Source organism: Streptomyces sp. NPDC058279 (assembly GCF_042881255.1).
Lineage (GTDB): Bacteria > Actinomycetota > Actinomycetes > Streptomycetales > Streptomycetaceae > Streptomyces.
In genome coordinates this window covers 457,168-480,688 of sequence record NZ_JBHVYA010000002.1, presented here as the reverse complement: position 1 = coordinate 480,688, position 23,521 = coordinate 457,168, and the positions used below count along the sequence as shown (strand labels likewise).

Below are 23,521 nucleotides of genomic sequence, written 5' to 3'. Positions count from 1 at the left end.
ACCAAAGGGAGTCTTAGCTCACAAAGGGGTACAAAACGGACCAGCAGGTCTTGCATACTGAAACAGGTCCTCGCGTTACGGCGCGGCTCGGCTAGGCTCGGCCCATCATGCGTTTCGGGCTGCTTCTCCTTAGCTGCCGCGGCGAGGGTCTGTAGTCGTAGGCCGGCCCCCTCCCCGCGGAGTTTGGTGTTGCGGATTTACGACCGCCGTCGGCCGTCCCAGCGAACTACACGCGGACACGCGAGGAGCCCCACGCCATGAGTCAGCACACTTTCGCAGGTCGCCCCACGCCCATCACGAACGCGACCCACACGCAGAAGCCCTCCGGGATGCCGATCCACAAGTACGGCTTCTACGAGCAGGTGGACATCCAGGACCGCACCTGGCCGAACGCCCGCGTCACCAAGGCCCCCCGCTGGCTGTCCACCGACCTGCGCGACGGCAACCAGTCGCTGATCGACCCGATGACCCCCGCCCGCAAGCGCGAGATGTTCGACCTGCTGGTGCGCATGGGCTACAAGGAGATCGAGGTCGGCTTCCCCTCCTCCGGCGAGACGGACTTCGCCTTCGTCCGCTCCATCATCGAAGAGGGCGCGATCCCGGACGACGTCACCATCTCCGTACTGACGCAGGCCCGCGAGGACCTGATCGAGCGGACCGTGGAATCGCTGGTCGGCGCCAAGCGCGCCACCGTGCACCTCTACAACGCGACCGCCCCGACCTTCCGCCGGGTCGTCTTCCGCGGCTCCAAGGAGCAGATCAAGCAGATCGCCGTCGACGGCACCCGCCTGGTCATGGAGTACGCCGACAAGCTGCTGGGTCCGGAGACCACCTTCGGCTACCAGTACAGCCCCGAGATCTTCACCGACACCGAGCTGGACTTCGCCCTGGAGGTCTGCGAGGCCGTCTGCGACGTGTGGCAGCCCGGGGAGGGCCGCGAGATCATCCTGAACCTGCCCGCCACGGTGGAGCGCTCGACGCCGTCCACCCACGCGGACCGCTTCGAGTGGATGGCCCGCAACCTGACCCGTCGCGAGCACATCTGCATCTCCGTCCACCCCCACAACGACCGGGGCACCGCCGTGGCCGCCGCCGAACTGGCCCTGATGGCCGGCGCCGACCGGATCGAGGGCTGCCTGTTCGGGCAGGGCGAGCGCACCGGCAACGTCGACCTGATCACGCTGGGCATGAACCTGTTCTCGCAGGGCATCGACCCGCAGATCGACTTCTCCCAGATCGACGAGATCCGCCGCACCAGCGAGTACTGCAACCAGATGGAGGTCCACCCGCGCCACCCCTACGCGGGCGACCTGGTCTACACCGCCTTCTCCGGCTCCCACCAGGACGCCATCAAGAAGGGCTTCGACGCCATGGAGGCCGACGCGGCCGCCCAGGGCAAGACCGTGGACGACATCGAGTGGGCCGTGCCGTACCTGCCGATCGACCCGAAGGACGTCGGCCGCTCCTACGAGGCGGTCATCCGGGTCAACTCGCAGTCCGGCAAGGGCGGCATCGCGTACGTCCTGAAGAACGACCACAAGCTGGACCTGCCGCGCCGCATGCAGATCGAGTTCTCCCGGATCATCCAGGCCAAGACCGACGCCGAGGGCGGCGAGGTCACGCCGAAGGCGATCTGGGCCGCGTTCCGGGACGAGTACCTGCCCAACCCCGAGAACCCGTGGGGCCGCATCCAGCTGCGCTCGGGCTCGACGGCCACCGACAAGGACGGCACCGACACGCTGACCGTCGAGGCGGTGGTCGACGGCGTCGAGACCGTCCTGACCGGCACCGGCAACGGTCCGATCTCGGCCTTCTTCGACGCGCTGGCCGGCATCGGCGTCGACGCCCGCCTGCTGGACTACACCGAGCACACGATGAGCGAGGGCGCCTCCGCCGTGGCCGCGTCGTACATCGAGTGCGCCATCGACGGCCGCGTCCTGTGGGGCATCGGCATCGACGCCAACACCACCCGGGCCTCGCTGAAGGCCGTCATCTCCGCCGTCAACCGCGCGGGCCGCTGATCCCACCGGTCCCACCCGGCCCCGCCGGCCCCGTACGACGAACCCCGCGCCCCCGCAGAGGGAGGCGCGGGGTTCCGCTTTTCCCGGGCTCCACCGCGCCCCCGGCGCGCGTCCCGGCGGGGGCACAGATCGGCCAACTCCGGTTCCGGAGCCAGGTTGTCTCGTCACACGACTGACACACACTCACGGATGTGGCTAACATCACGCCCACCCGGCGATGGTGCACGGGGTCCGTATACGGAGGTGCGACGTGCTGCCAGTTCGGGGTGGGGACGGCCGGAAGCTGACCGTATGGGGCATCCGTACCACCTGGAGCACCGTGGCCGACGGGGAGTTCTTCTGCCCCGGCTGCGGTGGTGACCGCAACTACCGCCGGCGCACCGGCCGCCGCCGCTTCGCGGTCCTCGGCGTGCCGCTGCTGCCGCGCGGGTCCGCCGGGCCGGTGGTCGAGTGCCAGGCGTGCAAGGAGCGCTTCGACACCGACGTGCTGGACCACCTGACCACCACCCGCTTCTCGGCGATGCTGCGCGACGCCGTGCACACCGTGACGCTGGCCGTCCTCGCCGCCGGCGGGACCGCCTCCCGCAGCGCCCTGGAGGCGGCCGTGTCGGCCGTACGCGGCGCCGGGTTCCAGGACTGCACCGAGGAGCAGTTGGAGGCCCTCGTGGACGCCCTGGCGACCGACGAGGGGCGGCTGGGCCTGTACGACGGGCCGGAGTGCTGCGGGGCCGCGCTCTCGATAGAGCTCCACGAGGCGCTGGAACCCCTGGCGCCGCACCTGGCCGGACCGGGGCGGGCGTCGCTCCTGCTCCAAGGCGCCCGGATCGCCCTCGCCGACGGACCGTACATCCCGGCCGAGCGGGAGGTGCTGGCGACCGTGGGCGCGGCGCTGCGCATGGGCGCCGACGAGGTCACCGGGCTGCTCTCGGCGGTCCGCGCCCCGTAACGATCCGGCCACGCCAGGCTGAACCAGGTCCCTCCGTCATCCGTGTCACGGATGGAGGGGCCTTACCGTTCGAAGCGGTGTGTCCACCCCTCGGACGGCCTCGAACGCGCGCCTCGCGGCGGCCCCATGATGCCTGCGCAGCCTCGCGCCGCAGGTCAGGCCGTTGTGGGGCCGTCGTGGCGGTGGGGGCGGGGCGACGCGGGGTGCGGGGGCGCGCCGTGGTTCTTACGCCCGCCGACCGACCTCGCGCCAGTGGAGGAACCTCTAAATCGGGCGCCTCTGAAGGTCAACACTTTGTAGAAGTCGACGATACCTGTGAGCCCTTCCACAGGCGTTCAATTCCGGTCACACGACGAGACGCCGCCGGTAACACAGCGGGGCTTCGATTCACGTGAACTTCACTGAAACCCCACCGGATCAACGGAGCCCGGCACACGCCGGGGGAGACCACTCCGGTCGGGGACAACCAGATCTCCTCTCACTTACCTACCTTGAAGGGCAAGGCAGAGATGGCACGTGTCGCCGCCCGGCTTTCCGTTGACGGAGAGCAGAGCTCACACCACCCGGTCGACGAGGTGCTCCCGCTCCCCAAGCTCGCGCTGTACGGCTTCCAGCACGTACTCGCCTTCTACGCCGGCGCCGTGATCGTTCCGATCCTCGTCGGCAGCGCGCTCAAACTGAGCCCGCACGACCTCATCTACCTGATCAACGCGGACCTCTTCACCTGCGGCATCGCCTCGATCATCCAGGCGTGGGGCATCGGCCGGGTCGGCGCCCGGCTGCCGATCATCCAGGGCGTCACCTTCACCGCCGTCTCCCCGATGATCGCCATCGGTCTCGGCGCGGGCGGCGGGACGGCCGCCCTGCTGGTCATCTACGGCGCGGTCATCACGGCCGGACTCGCCACGTTCGCCTTCGCCTGGATGCCCGCCAGGGTCTTCCGCCTGGTGATGTCGCTCTTCCCGCCGGTCGTCACCGGCACGGTCATCACCATCCTCGGCATCGTCCTGCTCCCGGTCGCCCTCAAGGACGCCGTCGGCGGCGCGCCGCTGGTCGGCGACGGCGGCGACCCCCGGCAACTGGCCTACGCCGTCGGCACGATGCTGTTCGTCCTGGTGGTCATGCGGCTGCGCCGGCCCTTCCTCTCCAGCATCGCGGTCCTGCTCGGCCTCGTCGCCGGCACCGTGGTCGCGTTCGTCCTCGGCGACGCGAAGCTCGACGCGGTCAAGACCTCCGACTGGGTCGGGGTGACCACCCCCTTCCACTTCGGCGCCCCCAAGTTCGAGTGGTTCCCGATCTTCCTCATGCTGATCGTCATGCTGATCACCATGGTGGAGACCACCGGTGACACCTACGCCATCGGCGAGATCGTCGGCAAGGACATCGACAGCGAGACCGTGGCCCGCGCCCTGCGGGCGGACGGCGCCGCCACCGCCATCGGCGGCCTGCTCAACTCCTTCCCGTACGTGGCCTTCGCCGAGAACGTCGGCCTGGTCCGGGTCACCAAGGTCAAGAGCCGGTTCGTGGTGGTCGCCGCCGGCGTCATCATGATCGTCCTCGGTCTGCTGCCGAAGGCGGCCGCCATCGTCGCGGCGATCCCGCCCGGGGTACTGGGCGGCGCCGCCACCGTCATGTTCGGCATGGTCGCGCTGGCCGGTATCCAGACCCTGGGCAAGGTGGAGCTCCGCGAGGAGAAGAACGCGCTCATCGTCGGTGTCTCGCTGGCCTTCGCACTCTTCCCCGCCACCGTCCCGGCCTACTTCGACAAGCACCTGAGCGCCGACCTGTCCTCGCTGCTCAACAGCGGTGTCACCCTCGGTGCGACGGCGGCCATCGTCTTGAACCTGCTCTTCAACGGACTGGCCAAGGGCGACCCGCACAACGCCCCGCACAACGCCCCGCACCTCGCCCTGCCGGCCCAGGCCGCAGCGGACGGAGCGGACACCGCGGTCGACGCGGAAGCCGTCCCGGAGGTCGACGCGGAAGCCGTCCCGCAGGCCGATGCGGACGCGGATTCCGATGCCGCCGCGGATGCCGATGGCAACGCCGAGGAGAGGAAGCCGGTACGGGACGTCGCCGCCCCGGACCCGGCGGACGAGGCGGCCGCCCCCGCCTCCTGACCCGCCCCGAAGACCGAGGGCCTCCTCTTCCCCCCGGAGGAGGTCCTCACCGTCCTTCCCGGCGGCCCCGATCGGGTCCCCGCGCAGGGGACAATGGACCCATGAGTCTGTTCCGCGACGACGGCATCGTGCTGCGCACCCAGAAGCTGGGTGAGGCGGACCGCATCATCACGCTCCTCACCCGAGGCCACGGCCGGGTACGGGCCGTCGCGCGCGGGGTGCGCCGTACGAAGTCCAAGTTCGGCGCCCGGCTGGAACCTTTCTCCCACGCCGACGTGCAGTTCTTCGCCCGCGGCAGCGACCTGGTCGGCCGCAGCCTGCCGCTGTGCACCCAGACCGAGATCATCGCCCCGTACGGCAACGGCATCGTCACCGACTACGCCCGCTACACCGCCGGCACCGCGATGCTGGAGACCGCCGAGCGCTTCACCGAGAACGAGGGCGAACCGGCCGTCCAGCAGTACCTGCTGCTCATCGGCGCCCTGCGCACCCTCTCGCGCGGCGAACACGACCCGCACCTCATCCTCGACGCCTTCCTGCTGCGCTCGCTGGCCGTCAACGGCTACGCCCCGAGCTTCGAGGACTGCGCGAAGTGCGGCATCCACGGACCCAACCGACACTTCTCCGTCGCCGCGGGCGGGGTCATATGCGGGGACTGCCGGGTCCCGGGCAGCGTCGTACCCTCGTCGGAGGCCATCGCTCTGCTCAGCGCGCTGCTGACGGGCGACTGGGGTCACGCGGACGCCTGCGAGGCGCGTCACGTGCGGGAGGGCAGCGGGCTGGTCTCGGCCTATTTGCACTGGCATCTGGAGCGCGGGCTACGCTCCCTGCGATACGTCGAGAAATAGGAGCTGGGCACATGGCACGACGCGGGATTCTGGGACGCTCTCGCCGCGAGTACAAGGTTCCCGAGCCGCACCCGTCCGGTGAGCGTCCGCCGAAGATCCCCGGCGAGCTGGTCCCGAACCACGTCGCGATCGTCATGGACGGCAACGGCCGCTGGGCCAAGGAGCGCGGGCTGCCGCGCACCGAGGGCCACAAGGTGGGCGAGGGCGTCGTGCTCGACGTGCTCAAGGGCTGCCTGGAGATGGGCGTCAAGAACCTGTCCCTGTACGCCTTCTCGACGGAGAACTGGAAGCGCTCGCCCGACGAGGTCCGCTTCCTGATGAACTTCAACCGGGACGTCATCCGCCGCCGCCGTGACGAGATGAACGAGCTGGGCATCCGCATCCGTTGGGTCGGCCGGATGCCCAAGATGTGGAAGTCGGTCGTCCAGGAACTCCAGATCGCGCAGGAGCAGACCGTCGACAACGACGCGATGACCCTGTACTTCTGCGTCAACTACGGCGGCCGCGCCGAGATCGCGGACGCGGCGCAGGCCATCGCCCGGGACGTGGCCGCGGGCAAGCTGGACCCCTCGAAGGTCAACGAGAAGACCTTCGCGAAGTACATCTACTACCCGGACATGCCGGACGTGGACCTGTTCCTGCGGCCGAGCGGCGAGCAGCGCACCTCCAACTACCTGATCTGGCAGAGCGCTTACGCCGAGATGGTCTTCCAGGACGTGCTGTGGCCGGACTTCGACCGCCGTGACCTGTGGCGGGCCTGCCTGGAGTACGCCCAGCGCGACCGCCGCTTCGGCGGCGCGGTACCGAACCAGCCGGCCCCGAACACGCCCCGCTGACCCCGGATCGCCCCGCCGCCCCGGCCGACCCCGCCCGCGTCCCCGGGCGGGGGCCCGGCCCGCGCACGCGGCCCGCGCCGGCCGTAGGGTTCGCTGTCATGGACATAGCAGCAGATCGGGCGGTCGAGCTCGTTTTCCGGGCCACCACGGCGGACGTCGCGGAGGCACTGCGCGCCCGGAGTACCCGTACCAGGTCCGGACGCCGCAGCCGATGGATGCTCCCGACGATGGGGACGGTGGCGGTGCTCTCCGCCGTCCTGCTGTTCAGGCAGGGCGGCCACCTCCCCGGCGCGGTGGGCTTCCTCGCGGCCGGGCTGACGCTGTGGGTGGGCACGGTGTTCGGCCCCCGGCTCACCGCCCGTGCCTTCGGCGGGCTGCTGGAGCGGGCGGGGGAGACGCGGGTCGTCATCGACGGTTCCGGCGTCCTTGTGGCGACGGAGGTCACCGAGACCCGTGTCGGCTGGGCCGCGCATCCGACGTACGCGGAGACGGACGGCCTGTTCGTCCTGCTCAGCGACGACAAGCGCGCCGTCGCCTTCATCGTCCTGCCCAAGCGGGGCGCCCAGGACCCGGCCGACATCGACCGGCTCCGGGCGGTCCTCGACCGGAACCTGCGGCGGGTCTAGCAGGCCGCGGCCGACCAGCCGCGGCTAGCCGGCCGCCGCGCAGTCCGCGCAGGTGCCGAAGATCTCCACCGTGTGGGCGACGTTCACATAGCCGTGCTCGGCCGCGATCGCCTCCGCCCACTTCTCCACGGCCGGACCCTCGACCTCGACCGCCTTGCCGCACTTGCGGCACACCAGGTGATGGTGGTGGTCGCCCGTGGAGCAGCGCCGGTAGACGGATTCGCCGTCGCTGGTGCGCAGCACGTCGACCTCGCCCGCGTCCGCGAGCGACTGGAGGGTGCGGTAGACGGTGGTCAGGCCCACGGAGTCGCCGCGGTGCTTGAGCATGTCGTGCAGCTCCTGGGCGCTGCGGAACTCGTCCACCTCGTCCAGCGCCGCCGCCACGGCGGCACGCTGCCGGGTGGATCGTCCTCGTACTGGCGCGGTCTCGCCAGGCGCAGTCGCCACCGGTTCCTCCTCGTGTCGGCCTCGGCCCATTGTGCCAGGCGGCCGGCCCTTCTAGACCTTCACATCGTCGCGCGTGCAGACCTCTTCGGCGGCCCGGGCGGCCTTGGCGCGGCGCCGGGCCAGTGGGGCGGACAGGGCGGTCATCGCCATGAAGACGCCGATGGCCAGCAGCACGATCGTGGAGCCGGAGGGCACGTCGATGTAGTACGTGGCGGCCGAGCCGGTCAGCGCGACGGTGAGGCTGATCGCCATCGCGAGGCCGAGGGTGGCGGCGAAGCCGCGGGTGATCCGCTGCGCGGCCGCGACCGGGATCACCATCATGGCGCTGACCAGCAGCAGGCCGACGATGCGCATCGCGACGGTGACGGTGACGGCCGCGGTGACCGCGATCAGCAGGTTCAGGGCGCGCACCGGCAGACCGGTGACCCGGGCGAACTCCTCGTCCTGACAGACGGCGAAGAGTTGGCGGCGCAGGCCGACGGTGACGGCGAGGACGAACGCGGCCAGGATCACCATCGCGATGATGTCCTCGGGCGCGACGGTGGTGATCGAGCCGAACATGGCGCTGATCAGGTTGGTCGTGGAGCCGCCCGGAGCCAGGTTGATGATCATGACGCCGCCGGCCAGACCCCCGTAGAAGAGCATCGCGAGTGCGACGTCGCCGCTGGTCCGGCCCCGGGAGCGGATGATCTCCATGCCGATGGCGCCGACGATCGCGACCGCCGTGGCCATCCACACCGGGCTCGACCGGAGCAGGAAGCCGAGGGCGACACCGGTCATGGCGACATGGCCGAGACCGTCGCCCATGACGGCCTGCCGGCGCTGGACGAGGTACGTGCCGATGGCGGGAGCCGTCAGGCCGACCAGCCCGGCGGCGATCAGGGCCCGCACCATGAAGGGGTAGTGGAGGAGGTCCATCAGCTCAGCAGTCCCGTCCGCAGGGGCTCGGCGTCGTGCGCCGCGTGGGGGTGTACGTGGTCGTGGCCGGGCAGGGCGTGTTGACCGACGGCCTCCGGGGGCGGGCCGTCGTGCACCACGCAGCCGTCGCGCAGGACGACGGCCCGGTCGATCAGCGGCTCCAGGGCGCCCAGCTCGTGCAGGACGAGCAGGACGGTCGCGCCGGCGGCCACCTGGCGGCGTACGGCCTTGGCGAGGACCTCCTGATTGGCCAGGTCCACGCCCGCCATCGGCTCGTCCATGATCAACAGTTCGGGCTCGACGGCGAGCGCCCGGGCGATGAGCACGCGCTGGTGCTGCCCGCCGGACAGGGCGTTCACGGAGGCGTCCGCGTACGTGCCCATGTCGACGAGGTCCAGGGCGCGCTCCACGGCGATCCGGTCGGCCTTGCGCAGGACGCCGAAGCGGGTACGGGCCAGCCGGCCGGAGGAGACGACCTCCCGGACGGTGGCGGGCACGCCCGCGGCGGCGGTGGTGCGCTGGGGCACGTAGCCGATCCGCGACCACTGCCGGAAGCGCTTGAAGTCGGTGCCGAAGAGGGAGAGCCGGCCCTCGGTGAGGGGGACCTGCCCGACGACGGCGCGGACGGCCGTGGACTTGCCCGAGCCGTTGGCGCCGAGGAGGGCGACGACCTCGCCGCGCCGGACGGTGAGGTCGACCCCGCGCAACACGGGGCGCGAGCCGAGCGAGGCCGTGGCCCCGCGCAGGGAGATGACGGGCTGCTCGGCCGCCGATGCGGATGTGTCGGACTCCATGGCGCGCGCCTCCGTTGCTGCTACCGCTGTCATCACTTGGTGCCGAGTGCCTTCTGCAGGTTCTTGAGGTTGGACCGCATGACCTCGAAGTAGTCAGCGCCCTGCGAGGCGGTGGTGATTCCTTCGAGGGGATCGAGGACGTCGGTCTTCAGGCCGGTGTCGGCGGCGAGGGTCTTGGCCGTCTTGTCGCTGGCGAGGGTCTCGAAGAAGACGGTGGACACGTTGTCCTTCTTCGCGATCGCCTGGAGGTCCTTCATCCGGGCCGGGCTCGGTTCGGACTCGGGGTCGACGCCGGAGATGCCCTCCTGGTCGAGACCGTAGCGCTCGGCGAGATAGCCGAAGGCGGCGTGGGTGGTGATGAAGGTCTTGGAGGCCGTGTCGCCCAGGCCGTTCCTGTACTCGGTGTCCAGCGCGCCCAGCCTGGCCACCAGGTCGTCGGTGTTCTTCGCGTAGTCGGCCGCGTGGGCGGGATCGGCCTTCCGCAGCGCCGCGCCGACGCCCTTGGCGATCTCGGCGTACTTGTTCGGGTCGAGCCAGACATGGGGGTCCGCGCCGGCCTCGCCGTGGTCGTGGCCCTCGTCCTCGCCCTCGGTCGCGTGGTCGTCGTGGCCGGAGGTGGCGTGTTTCTCCAGCCTGGTGAGGGTGGCGGCGTCGACGGTGTTCTTCACGCCGGCCTGGGCCACCGCTTTGTCGACGGCGGGCTGGAGGGTCTTGAGGTAGAGCACCACGTCGGATTCGCCGAGCCGGGCGGTCTGCTTCGGGGTGATCTCCAAGTCGTGCGGTTCGACGCCCGGCTTGGTCAGGGTGTCGACCTTCACGTGGTCCTTGCCGATCTGTTCGGCGAGGTACTGCAGCGGGTAGAACGACGCCATCACACCGAGTTTGCCGTCCTTGTGACCGCCCTCGGCAGCCGCGCCGGAACACCCGGTGAGGGCCGTCGCGGCGAGGGCCACGGCCCCGGTGAGGGCGGCGGTCGGTATGAGGCGTCGTACGTTCATGACATCCATTTTCATCAAACATGGAAACGATTGTCAAAAACCCTGGTGGGCGGGCTGCGGAAGGCCGTTGCAGGGGGTCCCGATTTGAAACGGGGGGTGCGGGCGCCGGTAACCTAAAGGCTTCGCCGTTCGTCCTCGTAATGAAGAGAGCACCGTGGCCGCCGACAAGATCGAAACCATCGTCAGCCTGAGCAAGCGCCGTGGCTTCGTTTTCCCGTGCAGTGAGATCTACGGCGGCTCCAGGGCTGCCTGGGACTACGGTCCGCTCGGTGTCGAGCTGAAGGAAAACATCAAGCGCCAGTGGTGGAAGGCCATGGTCACCGGGCGCGAGGACATCGTCGGCCTCGACTCTTCGGTCATCCTCGCCCCCGAGGTCTGGCAGGCATCCGGTCACGTCGCGACCTTCTCCGACCCGCTGACCGAGTGCACCGCCTGTCACAAGCGTCACCGCGCGGACCACCTGGAAGAGGCGTACGAGGCCAAGCACGGCCGCCCGCCGGTCAACGGCCTTGCCGACATCAACTGCCCGCACTGTGGTGTGAAGGGCCAGTTCACCGAGCCGAAGCAGTTCTCCGGCATGCTGGAGACCCACCTCGGCCCGACCCAGGACACCGGCTCCAAGGCGTACCTGCGGCCCGAGACCGCCCAGGGCATCTTCACCAACTTCGCCACGGTGCAGACCACCTCGCGCAAGAAGCCCCCCTTCGGCATCGCGCAGATGGGCAAGTCCTTCCGCAACGAGATCACCCCCGGCAACTTCATCTTCCGCACCCGCGAGTTCGAGCAGATGGAGATGGAGTTCTTCGTCAAGCCGGGCGAGGACGAGCAGTGGCAGGAGTACTGGATGGCCGAGCGGTGGAACTGGTACCGCGACCTCGGCATCCGCGAGGAGAACATCCGCTGGTACGAGCACCCGAAGGAGAAGCTGTCCCACTACTCGAAGCGCACCGCCGACATCGAGTACCGCTTCAACTTCGGCGGCAATGAGTTCTCCGAGCTGGAGGGCGTCGCCAACCGCACGGACTACGACCTCAAGGCCCACTCCGCCGCCTCCGGCCAGGACCTGTCGTACTTCGACCAGGAGGCCGGCGAGCGCTACACCCCGTACGTCATCGAGCCGGCGGCCGGTGTCAACCGCGCCATGCTCGCCTTCATGCTCGACGCGTACAACGAGGACGAGGCCCCCAACGCCAAGGGCGTCATGGAGAAGCGCACCGTCATGCGCCTCGACCCGCGCCTCGCGCCGATCAAGGTCGCCGTCCTGCCGCTGTCCCGCAACGCGCAGCTCTCGCCGAAGGCCAAGGGTCTCGCCGCCGACCTGCGCAAGAACTGGAACATCGAGTTCGACGACGCGGGCGCGATCGGCCGCCGCTACCGCCGCCAGGACGAGGTCGGTACGCCGTTCTGCGTGACCGTCGACTTCGACACCCTGGACGACAACGCCGTGACCGTGCGCGAGCGCGACACCATGAAGCAGGAGCGCGTCTCCCTGGACCAGATCCAGAGCTACCTCGGCAGCCGCCTGCTCGGCTGCTAGTTCCCGGCCGGAAGACCGGTGGCCCGGTGCGCTGTGCGCACCGGGCCACCGTCGTTCTGCCGAGCCGCCGCCGGTCAGGCGGCCCCGGGCCTAGCGGCGGCCGCGTCGGCCGCCGCCCGGCGTTCGCCCTCCGCCTGGGAGCGCTTGCCGTAGCGCGCGGTCCAGAGGGCCAGCACACCGAGCACCGTGTAGATCATGAACGGGCTGAGGGTGACCATCGTGCCGGTGTCCAGCATGTACGTCAGTGCGACGCGAACCCCGGCTTCCGCCAGATACGCCACGCCCCACACCGTGGTCATGACGGTCAACGTCCGGCGGAAGCCCTCGTACTGCCACAGGCCGTTCCACCAGGCGGTGCTCTGGGAAGTGCCGTCGGTGGCGAACTTGCGGCCGAAGTAGAACATCAGCGGTCGTGGGGCGAGCAGGGTCGCCAGGCACAGCAGCCCGAACAACCCGGTGACACAGGAGTCCTTGATCAGCAACGCGCGGGCCGAGTGCGCGCCGACCAGCGACACGACGGCCGTGATCACGAGGAACACCAAGGTCACGACGGCGAACTCGTCGAGCTTGCGGCGCCACGCCAGGCTGATCGCGCTGTCGAGCACCGGCCAGGCGCTGCTGAGCAGCAGGGCGCCGAACTCGCTCCAGCCGTGGTCGTGAAGCTGGTTGTACGTGATGATCGGCGCGACCACGTTGAGACAGATGGTCACGGTCCAGCCGAACGCGGCGACACCGGCCGACCGCGCGGGTGGCGCCGGGCGAGTGGCCTGCGGCTCCGAAACGGACATGCTTCCCCCTGAGAGTTGCCTGATGACTGTCCGGGGGGGAACCAGGGCAGGCGTGCGGGCCCACGACAGCGTTCCCCGGATCACATGATCACCAAGTCGGCCCGGAATGAGCCAGTCCGCTCAGCGGTGGGGGTCGCGGAGGTCGGTGGCGGCCGGTCGGGGTCGATGGCGGCCGGGAGGGGCGCCGGTTCAGGCCCGCAAGCCCCGGATGACCAGCGAGGTGACCGCCTCGAACTCGGCGAGGATCGTGGGCGAGAGCCAGTCGGCGGCGTACTGCGGGTCATGGAAGCGTCCGGTGGCATCGAACACCGCGCGCGCGGCGGCCGGCACGTCATGCGCGGCCAGCGTCCCGTCCGCGACACCCTCGGAGATGATCCGGGTCAACTGTCCGATCAGCTCGTTCAGATGGTGATCCACCACCCCGCTGCTCTCGGAGAGGAGCACCGTGTACGTCGCGAACAGCTCCGGGTCGTCGCCCGCCTTGTGTCGCTTGGCTTCGAAGAGCGCCTCCAACCACGCCTCCAGCTTGGAGGGGGCCGGCTCGGCCGGCGCCGAGGCGATCTCCTCCAACCGGACGACGCTCTTGGCGAGCCAGCGGTCGGTGACGGCCTCGCGCAGCGCCGCCTTCGACGGGAAGTGCCGGTAGACGCTGCCGTGGCTGACGCCCAGGGCGCGCGCCACGTCCACCACGGTCGCCTTGGTCGGACCGAAGCGGCGCAGCACTTCCTCGGTGGTTTCGAGGATGCGCTCGGGAGTCAGGGGTTCGGCGGCAGCGGAGGGCATGAGACGACCGTACCGTCAGCTCAGCGCTCGCTGTCTAGGTGGGCCATCTGCGCGGCCGGGTAACGCTCGCCGGCCGCCGCCCCCGCGGGTATCGCCGCCTCGACGGCGGCCACCTCGGCGGCGCTCAGCTCCACCTCCAGCGCGCCCAGTGCCTCCGCCAGCCGGTCCCGACGTCGGGCCCCCACCACCGGCACGATGTCGACACCGTGCCTCGGGCCCTGGGCGAGCACCCAGGCTATGGCGATCTGGGCGACGCTCACCCCCTTCTCCTGCGCCACCTTGCGCAGGGCCTCCACCAGATCGAGGTTCCGGTCGAGGTTCTCGCCCTGGAAGCGGGGGCTCATCCCGCGGAAGTCGCCGGGCGCCAGTCGGCGGTCGCGGCTGAAGTGGCCGCTGATCAGCCCGCGGGACAGCACCCCGTACGCGGTGATCCCCATGCCGAGTTCGCGCGCGGTCGGCAGGATCTCCGCCTCGATCCCTCGCGAGATCAGCGAATACTCGATCTGGAGGTCCGCGATCGGGGCGACCGCGGCGGCCCGGCGCAGGGTGTCCGCGCCGACCTCCGAGAGTCCGATGTGCCGTACGTGCCCGGCCTGGACGGCCTCGGCGATGGCGCCGACGGTCTCCTCGATGGGCACGTCCGGGTCGAGACGGGAGAGTCGGTAGATGTCGATGTGGTCCCGCCCCAGCCGCTGGAGCGAGTAGGCGAGGAAGTTCTTCACCGCCTCCGGTCGGCCGTCTATCCCGGTGAACGCACCTTCGACCGTCCGCAGCGCGCCGAACTTCACGCTGGTCAGCGCCCGCTCCCGCAGCGCGGCGGGTGCCGTGCGCAGGGCCTCGCCGATCAGCAGCTCGTTGTGGCCCATGCCGTAGAAGTCACCGGTGTCGAGCAGGGTATCCGTCCCGTCGGCCGCTGCCTCCAGATAGGCGTGGATGGTCGCGATCGACTCGGCGCGGTCGCTCTCCCCGTACAGCGCGGACATGCCCATGCAGCCCAGCCCCAGCGGGAAGACGGCGGGGCCGGTGGCGCCGAGGGTCGTGGTCGCGGACCCGGTCGCGGACGTGGTCGATGCGACGGTGGTCGGGTTGCTCTCGTTCGTCGTCATGCAACGAGAATGACATGACGAGTGACAGATTTCAATATCTGTCACTCGTCGGGGTTGCTACGCCGTCGCGCGCAGCACTAGGGCGGCCGCCGCGACCAGGGCGAGGACCGCCGCCGGGGCGAGTGCGTAGTCCTTGACGCGCAGGTGGCTGACGACGGCGCCGATGAAGTAGAGCGTCACGCCCACCGCCGCGGCCACGCCCAGCGGCGCGACCCACAGCCCGGCGACCAGTCCGACCGCACCGGCCGCCTTCAGGGCGGCCAGTCGCGGCAGCCAGGACTCCGGGACCTCGACCTTGCGCATGCTGCCCATCACCGCCTCGTTGCGCTGGAGCGTGAAGGTGGCGGACGCGGCCAGGGTGAGCGCCGGCAGGACGGCGACGACGGCGTAGGCAAAGAACATGAAGAACTCCAACGATCGAATGGGTGAGATCATTGAATAGCATCAACGATTGGCTGATCGCAATCATTCGGCGATTGTTACGATGTGCTACATGACGGCAGCTCAGGAACGCCCGCCCGCCCCCCAGCGACTGGGGCTGCTGCTGGCCTGGCACGGTTCGATCACCCAGAACCGGATGAAGGCGGCGTTCGGCGCCGCCGGACTCACACCCCGGCACGCGATGACGCTGATGGCGCTGGAGGACGGCCCGATCGGTCAGCGGACCCTCGCCGAACGGCTGGAGGTGGACCCGAGCGTGCTGGTCGGCATCCTCAACGACCTGGAGGGCGAGGGGCTGGCCGAACGCCGTCGCGACCCGGCCGACCGGCGCCGCCACAACGTCGCCCTCACCGACGCGGGCGCCGCCGCGCTGGGCAAGACCAACGCCGCGCTGGACCAGGTCGAGCTCGCGCTGTTCTCCGGCCTCTCGCAGCGCGAGCAGGACGCGCTACGAGGACTGCTCGCCCGCATCGACTCGCACGCCGACGACTTCGACTGCGGCGAATAGCGGGCTACCCCCGAGGCCTTCCCCGGTACGGCACGGGCCAAGCGTCACGGCACGGGCCGGGCGGTACGGCGCTAGCCGAGCGCGCGGGCGGTCCGGGTCGCCGTGGCCAGGGCCCACCGCCCGGTCGTCGCGACGCCCACCGCCAGCACCAGCACCCCGCACAGCGTGATGATCCACCAGGCCGGCAGCGCCGCCGTGACGAAGCCGCCGCCTTGGGAGAGGCCGGCCGCCAGCACCGCGCCGATCACCGCCACGCCCAGCGTCCCCCCGGTCTGCCGGCTGGTCGACGCGACCGCCGCCGCCACGCCCGCCTGGGCGCGCGGCATCCCGGACACCGCGGTGTTGGTGATCGGCGCGTTGACCATGCCGAAGCCGAGACCGAACAGCACGTACCCGGCGAACATCAGCGGATCGGACGCCTCCGCCGAGAACCCCGCGAACAGCAGCCCACTGGCCGCCATCGCCACCCCGGCGATCATCAGGGGCACCCGCGGCCCCACCGCGCCCACCAGCCGCCCGGACAGCGGCGCGCACAGGAAGGCCAAGGCCGCCATCGGCAGCATGTAGAGGCCCGCTTGCAGCGCGTCCAGCCCGCGCACCTCCTGGAGGTAGAGCGTGTTCAGGAACAAGAACCCCGAGAGCGCGGCGAAGGCGCTCACGGCGATCACCGTCGCCCCGCTGAACGGGGCGCTGCGGAAGAACCGCGGGTCGATCAGCGGCTCCGCCCGCCTCGGCTCGTAGACGAGCAGCGCCACCAGGGCCGCCACCGCGAGCGTCGCGCACCCGATGACCGTGGGCGAGATCCAGCCGGCCGAGGGGGCCTCGATGATCCCGTACGTCACCGATCCCAGCAGCGCCACGACCAGCAACTGGCCGACCGGGTCCGGGCGGCGCGGGTGCTCGGCCCGCGACTCGGGGATGAAGCGCAGGGTCAGGACGAGGGCCAGCAGCCCGACGGGCAGGTTCACCCAGAAGATCGACCGCCAGCCGACCGAGTCGACCAGCAGGCCGCCGATCAGCGGGCCGGCGGCCATGGAGATGCCGACGACCCCGCCCCAGACGCCGATGGCGCGGGCGCGCTCCTTGGGTTCCGTGAACGTGTTGGTGATGATCGACATGGCCACGGGGTTGAGCATCGAGCCGCCCACGGCCTGGATCATCCGGAACCCGATCAGCCACTCCAGGCTCGGCGCCAGCGAACACAGCATCGAGCCCGCCGTGAAGACGATCAGCCCGGTGCTGAACACCCTCCGGCGCCCGATCCGGTCGCCCGTGGACCCGGCCAACATCAGCAGCGAGGCCAGGACCAGCGTGTACGCGTCGATCGTCCACTGCATGCCCGCCACCGAAGCGTCGAACTCCCGCCGCATCGAGGGCAGGGCGACGTTCAGAACGGTGGTGTCCAGGCTCACGATCAACAGGCTCATGCAGCAGATGGCCAGCACGAGGCTGCGTCGCCTGGGGCTCAGGGTGCGCATGACTCCGATAGTACGGCTAACTAATGAAATGCGGGACGCGGTCCGGCTGGGCGACAATGGGGGGATGACCACGCTCCCCCCGCCCCTCGCGATCGGCCCGCACACCGTGCAGCCCCCGGTGGTGCTCGCACCCATGGCCGGTATCACCAATGCCCCGTTCCGCACCCTGTGCCGCGAGTTCAGCGGCGGCAAGGGGCTGTTCGTCAGCGAGATGATCACGACGCGCGCCCTGGTCGAGCGCAACGAGAAGACCATGCAGCTGATCCACTTCGACGAGACCGAGAAGCCCCGCTCGATCCAGTTGTACGGAGTCGACCCCACGACGGTCGGCAAGGCGGTCCGCATGATCGTCGAGGAGGACCGCGCCGACCACATCGACCTCAACTTCGGCTGCCCGGTCCCCAAGGTCACCCGCAAGGGCGGCGGCTCGGCCCTGCCCTACAAGCGGAACCTGCTGCGCGCGATCCTGCGCGAGGCCGTCGCCGGCGCCGGTGACCTGCCCGTCACCATGAAGATGCGCAAGGGCATCAACGACGAGCACCTGACCTACCTCGACGCCGGGCGCATCGCGGTCGAGGAGGGCGTCACCGCCATCGCCCTGCACGGGCGCACCACCGCCCAGCACTACGGCGGCACCGCCGACTGGGACGCCATCGCGCGTCTCAAGGAGCACGTGCCGGAGATCCCGGTACTCGGCAACGGCGACATCTGGTGCGCCGAGGACGCCCTGCGGATGGTTCGCGAGACCGGCTGTGACGGAGTGGTCGTCGGCCGCGGCTGCCTGGGGCGGCCCTGGCTGTTCAACGACCTGGTCGCCGCCTTCGAGGGGCGCCCCGAGGACTTCCACAAGCCCACGCTGCGCGAGGTCGCGGCCACCATGCACCGGCACGCCCAGCTCCTGGGGGAGTGGATCGGTGACGAGGCGCGCGGGGTGATCGACTTCCGTAAGCACGTGGCCTGGTACCTCAAGGGTTTCTCCGTGGGGTCCGAGATGCGGCAGAAGCTGGCGGTGACCTCTTCCCTCGCCGAACTGGACGCTCATCTGAGCGAGCTTGATCTGGACCAGTCCTGGCCCGAGAGCGCCGACGGCCCGCGGGGGCGGACGTCCGGAAACAACCGAGTTGTCCTGCCGGAGGGCTGGTTGAACGATCCCTACGACTGCGCCGGCGTGACCGAGGACGCAGAGTCGGACACGTCCGGAGGCTGACAGCAGCCGACAAATCGCCCTCGGTGTAGCGTGATATACGCCACGCATGGGTGAGGTTTCGCTCAGATGAGCACGTAAGTCACGGGTAAGACTTCCAAAGGGTGGCACTGGGTGCCACCCTTTGTGCGTTCAACACTTGAACGCAAATGTATCGATGATCGCTCATCGGAGCGCAGAAACCCCTCAGGCGCCCCATCACCCTTCGGGAGGTGAACGCTGTTCGCCCGTCGGCATTACTTACCGGTTACTTTCGATTGGCTGGCACACGGGTGGTTACAGCCCCATGACGCCTAAGTGGACATATCCAGACGCCTTCGATCTGGGTATGTTCCTGGCCGTCAGGGCAGCCACCCGAGTCCTCGAGGAGTCGAGACCCGTGTCGGAAAACAAAGATCAGAAGTTCGTCTACGACTTCACCGAGGGAAACCGCGACCTCAAGGACCTTCTCGGCGGCAAGGGAGCCAACCTCGCCGAGATGACCAACCTTGGTCTCCCGGTGCCTCCCGGCTTCACCATCACCACCGAGGCGTGCAAGGTCTACCTCGAAAGCGGCGAGGCCCCGGCCGCGCTGCGCGACGAGGTCAGCGCCCACCTGGCCGCCCTCGAGGCGAAGATGGGCAAGAAGCTCGGCCAGTCGGACGACCCGCTGCTGGTCTCCGTACGCTCCGGCGCCAAGTTCTCGATGCCCGGCATGATGGACACCGTCCTCAACATCGGCCTCTCCGACGAGTCCGTGGTCGGCCTCGCCGCCCAGGCCGGCGACGAGCGCTTCGCGTGGGACTCCTACCGGCGCCTGATCCAGATGTTCGGCAAGACCGTCCTCGGCGTGGACGGCGAGCTCTTCGAGGACGCCCTCGACGAGGCCAAGGCCGCCAAGAAGGTCACCGTCGACACCGACCTCGACGCCGCCGACCTCAAGAAGCTGGTCAAGGGCTTCAAGAAGATCGTCGCGAAGGAGGCCGGCCGGGAGTTCCCGCAGGACGCCCGCGAGCAGATGGACCTCGCCGTCGAGGCGGTCTTCAACTCCTGGAACACCGACCGCGCCAAGCTCTACCGTCGCCAGGAGCGCATCCCCGGCGACCTGGGCACCGCCGTCAACATCTGTTCCATGGTCTTCGGCAACCTCGGCCCCGACTCCGGCACCGGTGTCGCCTTCACCCGCGACCCCGCCACCGGCCACCAGGGCGTCTACGGCGACTACCTGCAGAACGCGCAGGGCGAGGACGTCGTCGCGGGTATCCGCAACACCGTCCCGCTGGCTGACCTGGAGACCATCGACAAGGCCTCCTACGACCAGCTCATGACGATCATGGAGACGCTGGAGACCCACTACAAGGACCTCTGCGACATCGAGTTCACCATCGAGCGCGGTCAGCTGTGGATGCTCCAGACCCGGGTCGGCAAGCGCACCGCGGGCGCCGCCTTCCGCATCGCCACGCAGCTCGTGGACCAGGGCCTGATCGACGAGGCCGAGGCCCTCCAGCGCGTCAACGGCGCCCAGCTCGCGCAGCTGATGTTCCCCCGTTTCGACGAGGGTGCCACGACCACGCTGCTCGGTCGCGGCATCGCCGCCTCCCCGGGCGCGGCGGTCGGCAAGGCGGTCTTCGACTCGTACACGGCCGTCAAGTGGTCCCGTTCCGGCGAGAAGGTCATCCTGATCCGCCGTGAGACCAACCCGGACGACCTGGACGGCATGATCGCCGCCGAGGGCATCCTGACCTCCCGCGGCGGCAAGACCTCGCACGCCGCCGTCGTCGCCCGCGGCATGGGCAAGACCTGCGTCTGCGGCGCCGAGGACCTCGAGGTCGACACCAAGCGCCGCCGCATGACGGTCGGCGGCACGGTCATCGAAGAGGGCGACGTCGTCTCCATCGACGGCTCCACCGGCAAGGTCTACCTCGGCGAGGTACCCGTCGTACCGTCCCCCGTGGTCGAGTACTTCGAGGGCCGCATGCACGCCGGCGCCGACGACGCCGACGAACTGGTCGCCGCCGTGCACCGGATCATGGCGTACGCGGACCGGGTCCGCCGGCTGCGGGTGCGCGCCAACGCGGACAACGCCGAGGACGCCTCGCGCGCCCGCCGGTTCGGCGCCCAGGGCATCGGCCTGTGCCGCACCGAGCACATGTTCCTCGGTGAGCGCCGCGAGATGGTCGAGCGCCTGATCCTCGCCGACACCGACGACGAGCGCGAAGGGGCACTCAGTGCCCTCCTGCCGCTGCAGAAGAAGGACTTCGTCGAGCTGTTCGAGGCGATGGACGGGCTGCCCGTCACCGTCCGCCTCCTCGACCCGCCGCTGCACGAGTTCCTGCCCGACATCACCGAGCTGTCGGTGCGCGTCGCCCTCGCCGAGTCCCGCAAGGACGCCAACGAGAACGACCTGCGCCTGCTCCAGGCCGTGCACAAGCTGCACGAGCAGAACCCGATGCTGGGTCTGCGCGGTGTCCGGCTCGGCCTGGTCATCCCCGGCCTGTTCGCCATGCAGGTCCGGGCGATCGCCGAGGCCGCGGCCGAGCGCAAGAACGCCAAGGGCGACCCGCGCGCCGAGATCATGATCCCGCTCGTGGGCACGGTCCAGGAGCTGGAGATCGTCCGCGAGGAGGCGGACCAGGTCATCGCCGAGATCGAGGCCGCAACCGGCACCAGCCTCAAGCTGAGCATCGGCACGATGATCGAGCTGCCGCGCGCCGCGCTGACCGCCGGTCAGATCGCCGAGGCCGCGGAGTTCTTCTCCTTCGGTACGAACGACCTGACGCAGACGGTGTGGGGCTTCTCCCGCGACGACGTCGAGGCCAGCTTCTTCACCGCGTACCTGGAGAAGGGCATCTTCGGGGTCTCGCCCTTCGAGACCATCGACAAGGACGGCGTCGGCTCGCTGGTCCGCAGCGCGGTCGAGGCCGGTCGGGCCACCCGCCCCGACCTCAAGCTCGGCGTCTGCGGCGAGCACGGCGGCGACCCGGAGTCGGTGCACTTCTTCCACGAGGTCGGCCTCGACTACGTCTCCTGCTCGCCGTTCCGGATTCCGGTGGCGCGCCTGGAGGCCGGCCGCGCGGCCGCCGAGTCGAAGGGCTCCGACAGCCGCTGAGCCCCCCTGTGCCGGGTTCCGGCGCGGCTCGGCCGGGCACGAACCCGGCCGGGCGGCACCGGTTCCCAAGGCTGCGCCCTGCTTCCGGTTTCCCTGACCCCCGGAAGCGGGCGCAGCCTGCTTTGCGTTTAGGGACCGCATTCAACCAAGTCGCCTTTACGGCACCAGGCGGTGGACGGATCCCCACCCGTCCACCGCCTGCCGCCTATCGCCGGGCACGTCGGCGCTTCCCTGTGCGACCGACCGCCAGGCCCCGCAAAGCCCCCCACGGCCTTCACGGAGCGTTTCGGTCGCACCGGAGTGTGCCCGGCGGAGTACAGGATTTCGGTTGTCACGCTCCTGCCGAAAGGGGTTTCAACTGTGGCTGAAAGGGCGTGGTGACCACGTGTGACGGCGTGCATACTCATGGGGCGGGGGGATTGCGGTTGCACAGGTGGGGGTTCGGTGCTTCGTATCCATTTCACGGGAGTGGACCTCGCACGCGTACGGATGGCGGGACGCCCCGATGCGCTGTGGGAAACGATTCTCAGTTTTCACCGCCTAAGGGACCGGCGAGATGCCCGGTTGTTCGGTGAATGGCGTACGGAAACCCGTAGCCGGTTGAATAGTGAAACAAGGCTCCTCGGCGCGCTGATACCGGGGCGCGGCTATTTCCCCGATTTCCTGACCCCGGTCGAGGGGCAGTACGGGTGGGACGTCGGGCTCGACGCGCTGCGCGGCATCCGCCCGGAGCGGATCCGGCGCGAGCTGTCGCTCCTGGGGGCCGGAGCGCGCGTCGGGGCTGCCTTCGGCATGCCCGCGGGCGCGGGCGGCGCGGGCGCCGACGCGCTCGTCCCCCGCCGGCTGCGCGAGTTCATGGACGACGCGCCCAAGCACATGCCGCGCGTGCTCGGCGAGCTACGCGCGTATCACCGGGTCGCCGTGGAGCCCTACTGGACCCACATCCAGGCCCAGATCGAGGCCGAGCGGGCCGCCCGGGGCCGCGCGCTGCTCGACGGCGGCGCGGACGAGCTGCTCGCCTCGCTGCCGCCGATGCTGCGCTGGCGGGCGCCGGTCCTGGAGTGCGACTACCCCGTCGACCGGGACGTTCGGCTGCGGGGGCGCGGCCTGCTGCTCCAGCCGTCCTTCTTCTGCCGCCGCACCGCCGTCACCCTGCACGATCCGGAGCTGCCGCCGGTCCTGGTGTACCCGGCGGCGGCGCAGCTCGCCTCGGCGCCCGCGCAGGGCGAGGGCGCCCGCCCGGCGGAGGAGCAGCGCCAGCGGACCCTGGGCAAGCTCGTCGGCCACACCCGCTCGGTGGTGCTGCGGGCGATCGGTGACGGAGCCACCACCAGCGAACTGGCCCGCCGGGCGGGGGTGTCGCTGGCCTCCGCGAGCCAGCACGCCTGCGTGATGCGGGAGGCGGGCCTGGTCACCACCCTGCGCCGGGGAAACGCCGTCCTGCACACGGTGACCCCGCTGGGCGCTGCGCTGCTGAAGGGCGGAGCCGTGGCCTCCTGACGGCCGGAGCGCGAGAAAACCGACGCTCGGAAAAAAGCTTCCCCACGGCGATGAGTTTCCCGGGGCGGCCCGGTCTACCCCTTCGCACGCACCACCACGAGAGAAGAGGGACCGAGATGTCCGCCACCATGATCTTCGTCAACCTGCCGGTCAAGGACCTGGAGGCGAGCCGGGCCTTCTGGGGCAAGCTGGGTTACTCCTTCAACGCCCAGTTCAGCGACGAGAACGGCGCCTCGCTGGTCATCAGCGACACCATCTACGCGATGCTGCTGACCGAGGCCCGCTTCAAGGACTTCACCCACAAGGCCATCGCGGACACCTCCACCACCACGGAGGCCCTGCTGTGTCTGAGCGCCGAGAGCCGCGAGGCGGTGGACGCGCTCGTCGACGCGGCCGTCGGCGCGGGCGGCACCGAGCCGCGGGCCGCGCAGGACCACGGTTTCATGTACGGGCGCGCCTTCGAGGACCTGGACGGCCACACCTGGGAGATCATGTGGATGGACCCGGCGGCCGTCCAGGGCCAGTAGGCTCCCC

The 23,521-nt window shown here is 70.0% G+C and carries 21 protein-coding genes; 12 read left to right on the top strand and 9 right to left on the bottom strand.

The window, feature by feature from the left end; genetic code table 11:
* Positions 1-257 precede the first annotated feature (257 nt).
* The 6 genes from leuA (at position 258) to ACFVXJ_RS06950 (ending at position 7,397) form a co-directional block, all read left to right on the top strand.
* Positions 258-2,021, top strand: coding sequence for a 2-isopropylmalate synthase (gene leuA, locus ACFVXJ_RS06975; RefSeq protein WP_389659810.1), 1,764 nt, complete (start codon positions 258-260; stop codon positions 2,019-2,021).
* 250 nt (positions 2,022-2,271) lie between these two features.
* Positions 2,272-2,967 carry a TerB family tellurite resistance protein gene (locus ACFVXJ_RS06970; RefSeq protein WP_389659807.1) on the top strand — a complete coding sequence of 232 codons (696 nt, stop codon included), beginning with the start codon at positions 2,272-2,274 and terminating at the stop codon, positions 2,965-2,967.
* Positions 2,968-3,476: 509 nt separating this feature from the next.
* Positions 3,477-5,087: a nucleobase:cation symporter-2 family protein gene (locus ACFVXJ_RS06965; RefSeq protein ID WP_389659804.1), complete on the top strand. Its 1,611-nt coding sequence runs from the start codon at positions 3,477-3,479 to the stop codon at positions 5,085-5,087.
* Positions 5,088-5,188: 101 nt separating this feature from the next.
* The gene (gene recO / locus ACFVXJ_RS06960) at positions 5,189-5,935 is read left to right on the top strand and encodes a DNA repair protein RecO (RefSeq protein ID WP_136215648.1); all 747 of its coding nucleotides are present in this window, start codon (positions 5,189-5,191) and stop codon (positions 5,933-5,935) included.
* An 11-nt stretch (positions 5,936-5,946) separates the two neighbouring features.
* Complete coding sequence (locus tag ACFVXJ_RS06955) at positions 5,947-6,771, top strand: isoprenyl transferase (RefSeq protein ID WP_361310793.1); 825 nt, start codon at positions 5,947-5,949, stop codon at positions 6,769-6,771.
* A 98-nt stretch (positions 6,772-6,869) separates the two neighbouring features.
* Positions 6,870-7,397 (top strand): YcxB family protein, encoded by a 528-nt coding sequence (locus ACFVXJ_RS06950; RefSeq protein WP_389659799.1) that lies wholly within the window; start codon positions 6,870-6,872, stop codon positions 7,395-7,397.
* A gap of 24 nt (positions 7,398-7,421) precedes the next feature.
* Here the strand turns inward: ACFVXJ_RS06950 and ACFVXJ_RS06945 are convergent, their stop codons facing one another.
* Genes ACFVXJ_RS06945 through ACFVXJ_RS06930 form a run of 4 tightly spaced genes read right to left on the bottom strand, consistent with a single transcriptional unit; the run spans position 7,422 to position 10,554 of the window.
* Entirely contained in the window at positions 7,422-7,844 is a 423-nt protein-coding gene (locus tag ACFVXJ_RS06945) for a transcriptional repressor (RefSeq protein ID WP_361310789.1), read from the bottom strand.
* Between the two features lie 51 nt (positions 7,845-7,895).
* Positions 7,896-8,762 (bottom strand): metal ABC transporter permease, encoded by an 867-nt coding sequence (locus tag ACFVXJ_RS06940; protein ID WP_389659796.1) that lies wholly within the window; start codon positions 8,760-8,762, stop codon positions 7,896-7,898.
* Positions 8,762-9,556 (bottom strand): metal ABC transporter ATP-binding protein, encoded by a 795-nt coding sequence (locus ACFVXJ_RS06935; RefSeq protein WP_389659793.1) that lies wholly within the window; start codon positions 9,554-9,556, stop codon positions 8,762-8,764. Before ACFVXJ_RS06935 ends, ACFVXJ_RS06940 begins: the two co-directional genes overlap by 1 nt.
* Before the next feature lie 32 nt (positions 9,557-9,588).
* Positions 9,589-10,554 (bottom strand): metal ABC transporter substrate-binding protein, encoded by a 966-nt coding sequence (locus tag ACFVXJ_RS06930; protein WP_389659790.1) that lies wholly within the window; start codon positions 10,552-10,554, stop codon positions 9,589-9,591.
* A 154-nt stretch (positions 10,555-10,708) separates the two neighbouring features.
* Between ACFVXJ_RS06930 and ACFVXJ_RS06925 the strand changes: the two genes are divergently transcribed.
* Positions 10,709-12,091: a glycine--tRNA ligase gene (locus tag ACFVXJ_RS06925; protein WP_361310778.1), complete on the top strand. Its 1,383-nt coding sequence runs from the start codon at positions 10,709-10,711 to the stop codon at positions 12,089-12,091.
* A gap of 74 nt (positions 12,092-12,165) precedes the next feature.
* Here the strand turns inward: ACFVXJ_RS06925 and ACFVXJ_RS06920 are convergent, their stop codons facing one another.
* The 4 genes from ACFVXJ_RS06920 to ACFVXJ_RS06905 form a co-directional block, all read right to left on the bottom strand.
* A complete protein-coding gene (locus ACFVXJ_RS06920) occupies positions 12,166-12,879 on the bottom strand; it encodes a VC0807 family protein (RefSeq protein WP_389659787.1) in 714 nt (237 codons plus the stop codon).
* A gap of 189 nt (positions 12,880-13,068) precedes the next feature.
* Positions 13,069-13,662, bottom strand: coding sequence for a TetR family transcriptional regulator (locus ACFVXJ_RS06915; protein WP_389659784.1), 594 nt, complete (start codon positions 13,660-13,662; stop codon positions 13,069-13,071).
* Between the two features lie 20 nt (positions 13,663-13,682).
* On the bottom strand, positions 13,683-14,768 hold the full coding sequence (locus tag ACFVXJ_RS06910) for an aldo/keto reductase (RefSeq protein WP_389659781.1): 1,086 nt from the start codon (positions 14,766-14,768) through the stop codon (positions 13,683-13,685).
* A gap of 57 nt (positions 14,769-14,825) precedes the next feature.
* On the bottom strand, positions 14,826-15,170 hold the full coding sequence (locus ACFVXJ_RS06905) for a DoxX family protein (protein WP_389659778.1): 345 nt from the start codon (positions 15,168-15,170) through the stop codon (positions 14,826-14,828).
* Positions 15,171-15,261: 91 nt separating this feature from the next.
* Between ACFVXJ_RS06905 and ACFVXJ_RS06900 the strand changes: the two genes are divergently transcribed.
* Complete coding sequence (locus ACFVXJ_RS06900; RefSeq protein ID WP_389659775.1) at positions 15,262-15,717, top strand: MarR family winged helix-turn-helix transcriptional regulator; 456 nt, start codon at positions 15,262-15,264, stop codon at positions 15,715-15,717.
* A gap of 71 nt (positions 15,718-15,788) precedes the next feature.
* On the opposite strand, the gene ACFVXJ_RS06895 is transcribed toward ACFVXJ_RS06900, so the two are convergent.
* Entirely contained in the window at positions 15,789-17,195 is a 1,407-nt protein-coding gene (locus ACFVXJ_RS06895) for an MFS transporter (protein WP_389659772.1), read from the bottom strand.
* A 64-nt stretch (positions 17,196-17,259) separates the two neighbouring features.
* Between ACFVXJ_RS06895 and dusB the strand changes: the two genes are divergently transcribed.
* The 4 genes from dusB (at position 17,260) to ACFVXJ_RS06875 (ending at position 23,514) form a co-directional block, all read left to right on the top strand.
* The gene (dusB, locus tag ACFVXJ_RS06890) at positions 17,260-18,402 is read left to right on the top strand and encodes a tRNA dihydrouridine synthase DusB (protein ID WP_389659769.1); all 1,143 of its coding nucleotides are present in this window, start codon (positions 17,260-17,262) and stop codon (positions 18,400-18,402) included.
* Between the two features lie 376 nt (positions 18,403-18,778).
* Positions 18,779-21,487, top strand: coding sequence for a pyruvate, phosphate dikinase (ppdK, locus tag ACFVXJ_RS06885; protein ID WP_389659766.1), 2,709 nt, complete (start codon positions 18,779-18,781; stop codon positions 21,485-21,487).
* Between the two features lie 444 nt (positions 21,488-21,931).
* Positions 21,932-22,987, top strand: a complete 1,056-nt coding sequence (locus ACFVXJ_RS06880; RefSeq protein ID WP_389659763.1) for an ArsR/SmtB family transcription factor — start codon at positions 21,932-21,934, stop codon at positions 22,985-22,987.
* A 116-nt stretch (positions 22,988-23,103) separates the two neighbouring features.
* Positions 23,104-23,514 carry a VOC family protein gene (locus tag ACFVXJ_RS06875; protein ID WP_389659760.1) on the top strand — a complete coding sequence of 137 codons (411 nt, stop codon included), beginning with the start codon at positions 23,104-23,106 and terminating at the stop codon, positions 23,512-23,514.
* The last annotated feature ends 7 nt before the right edge of the window (positions 23,515-23,521 follow it).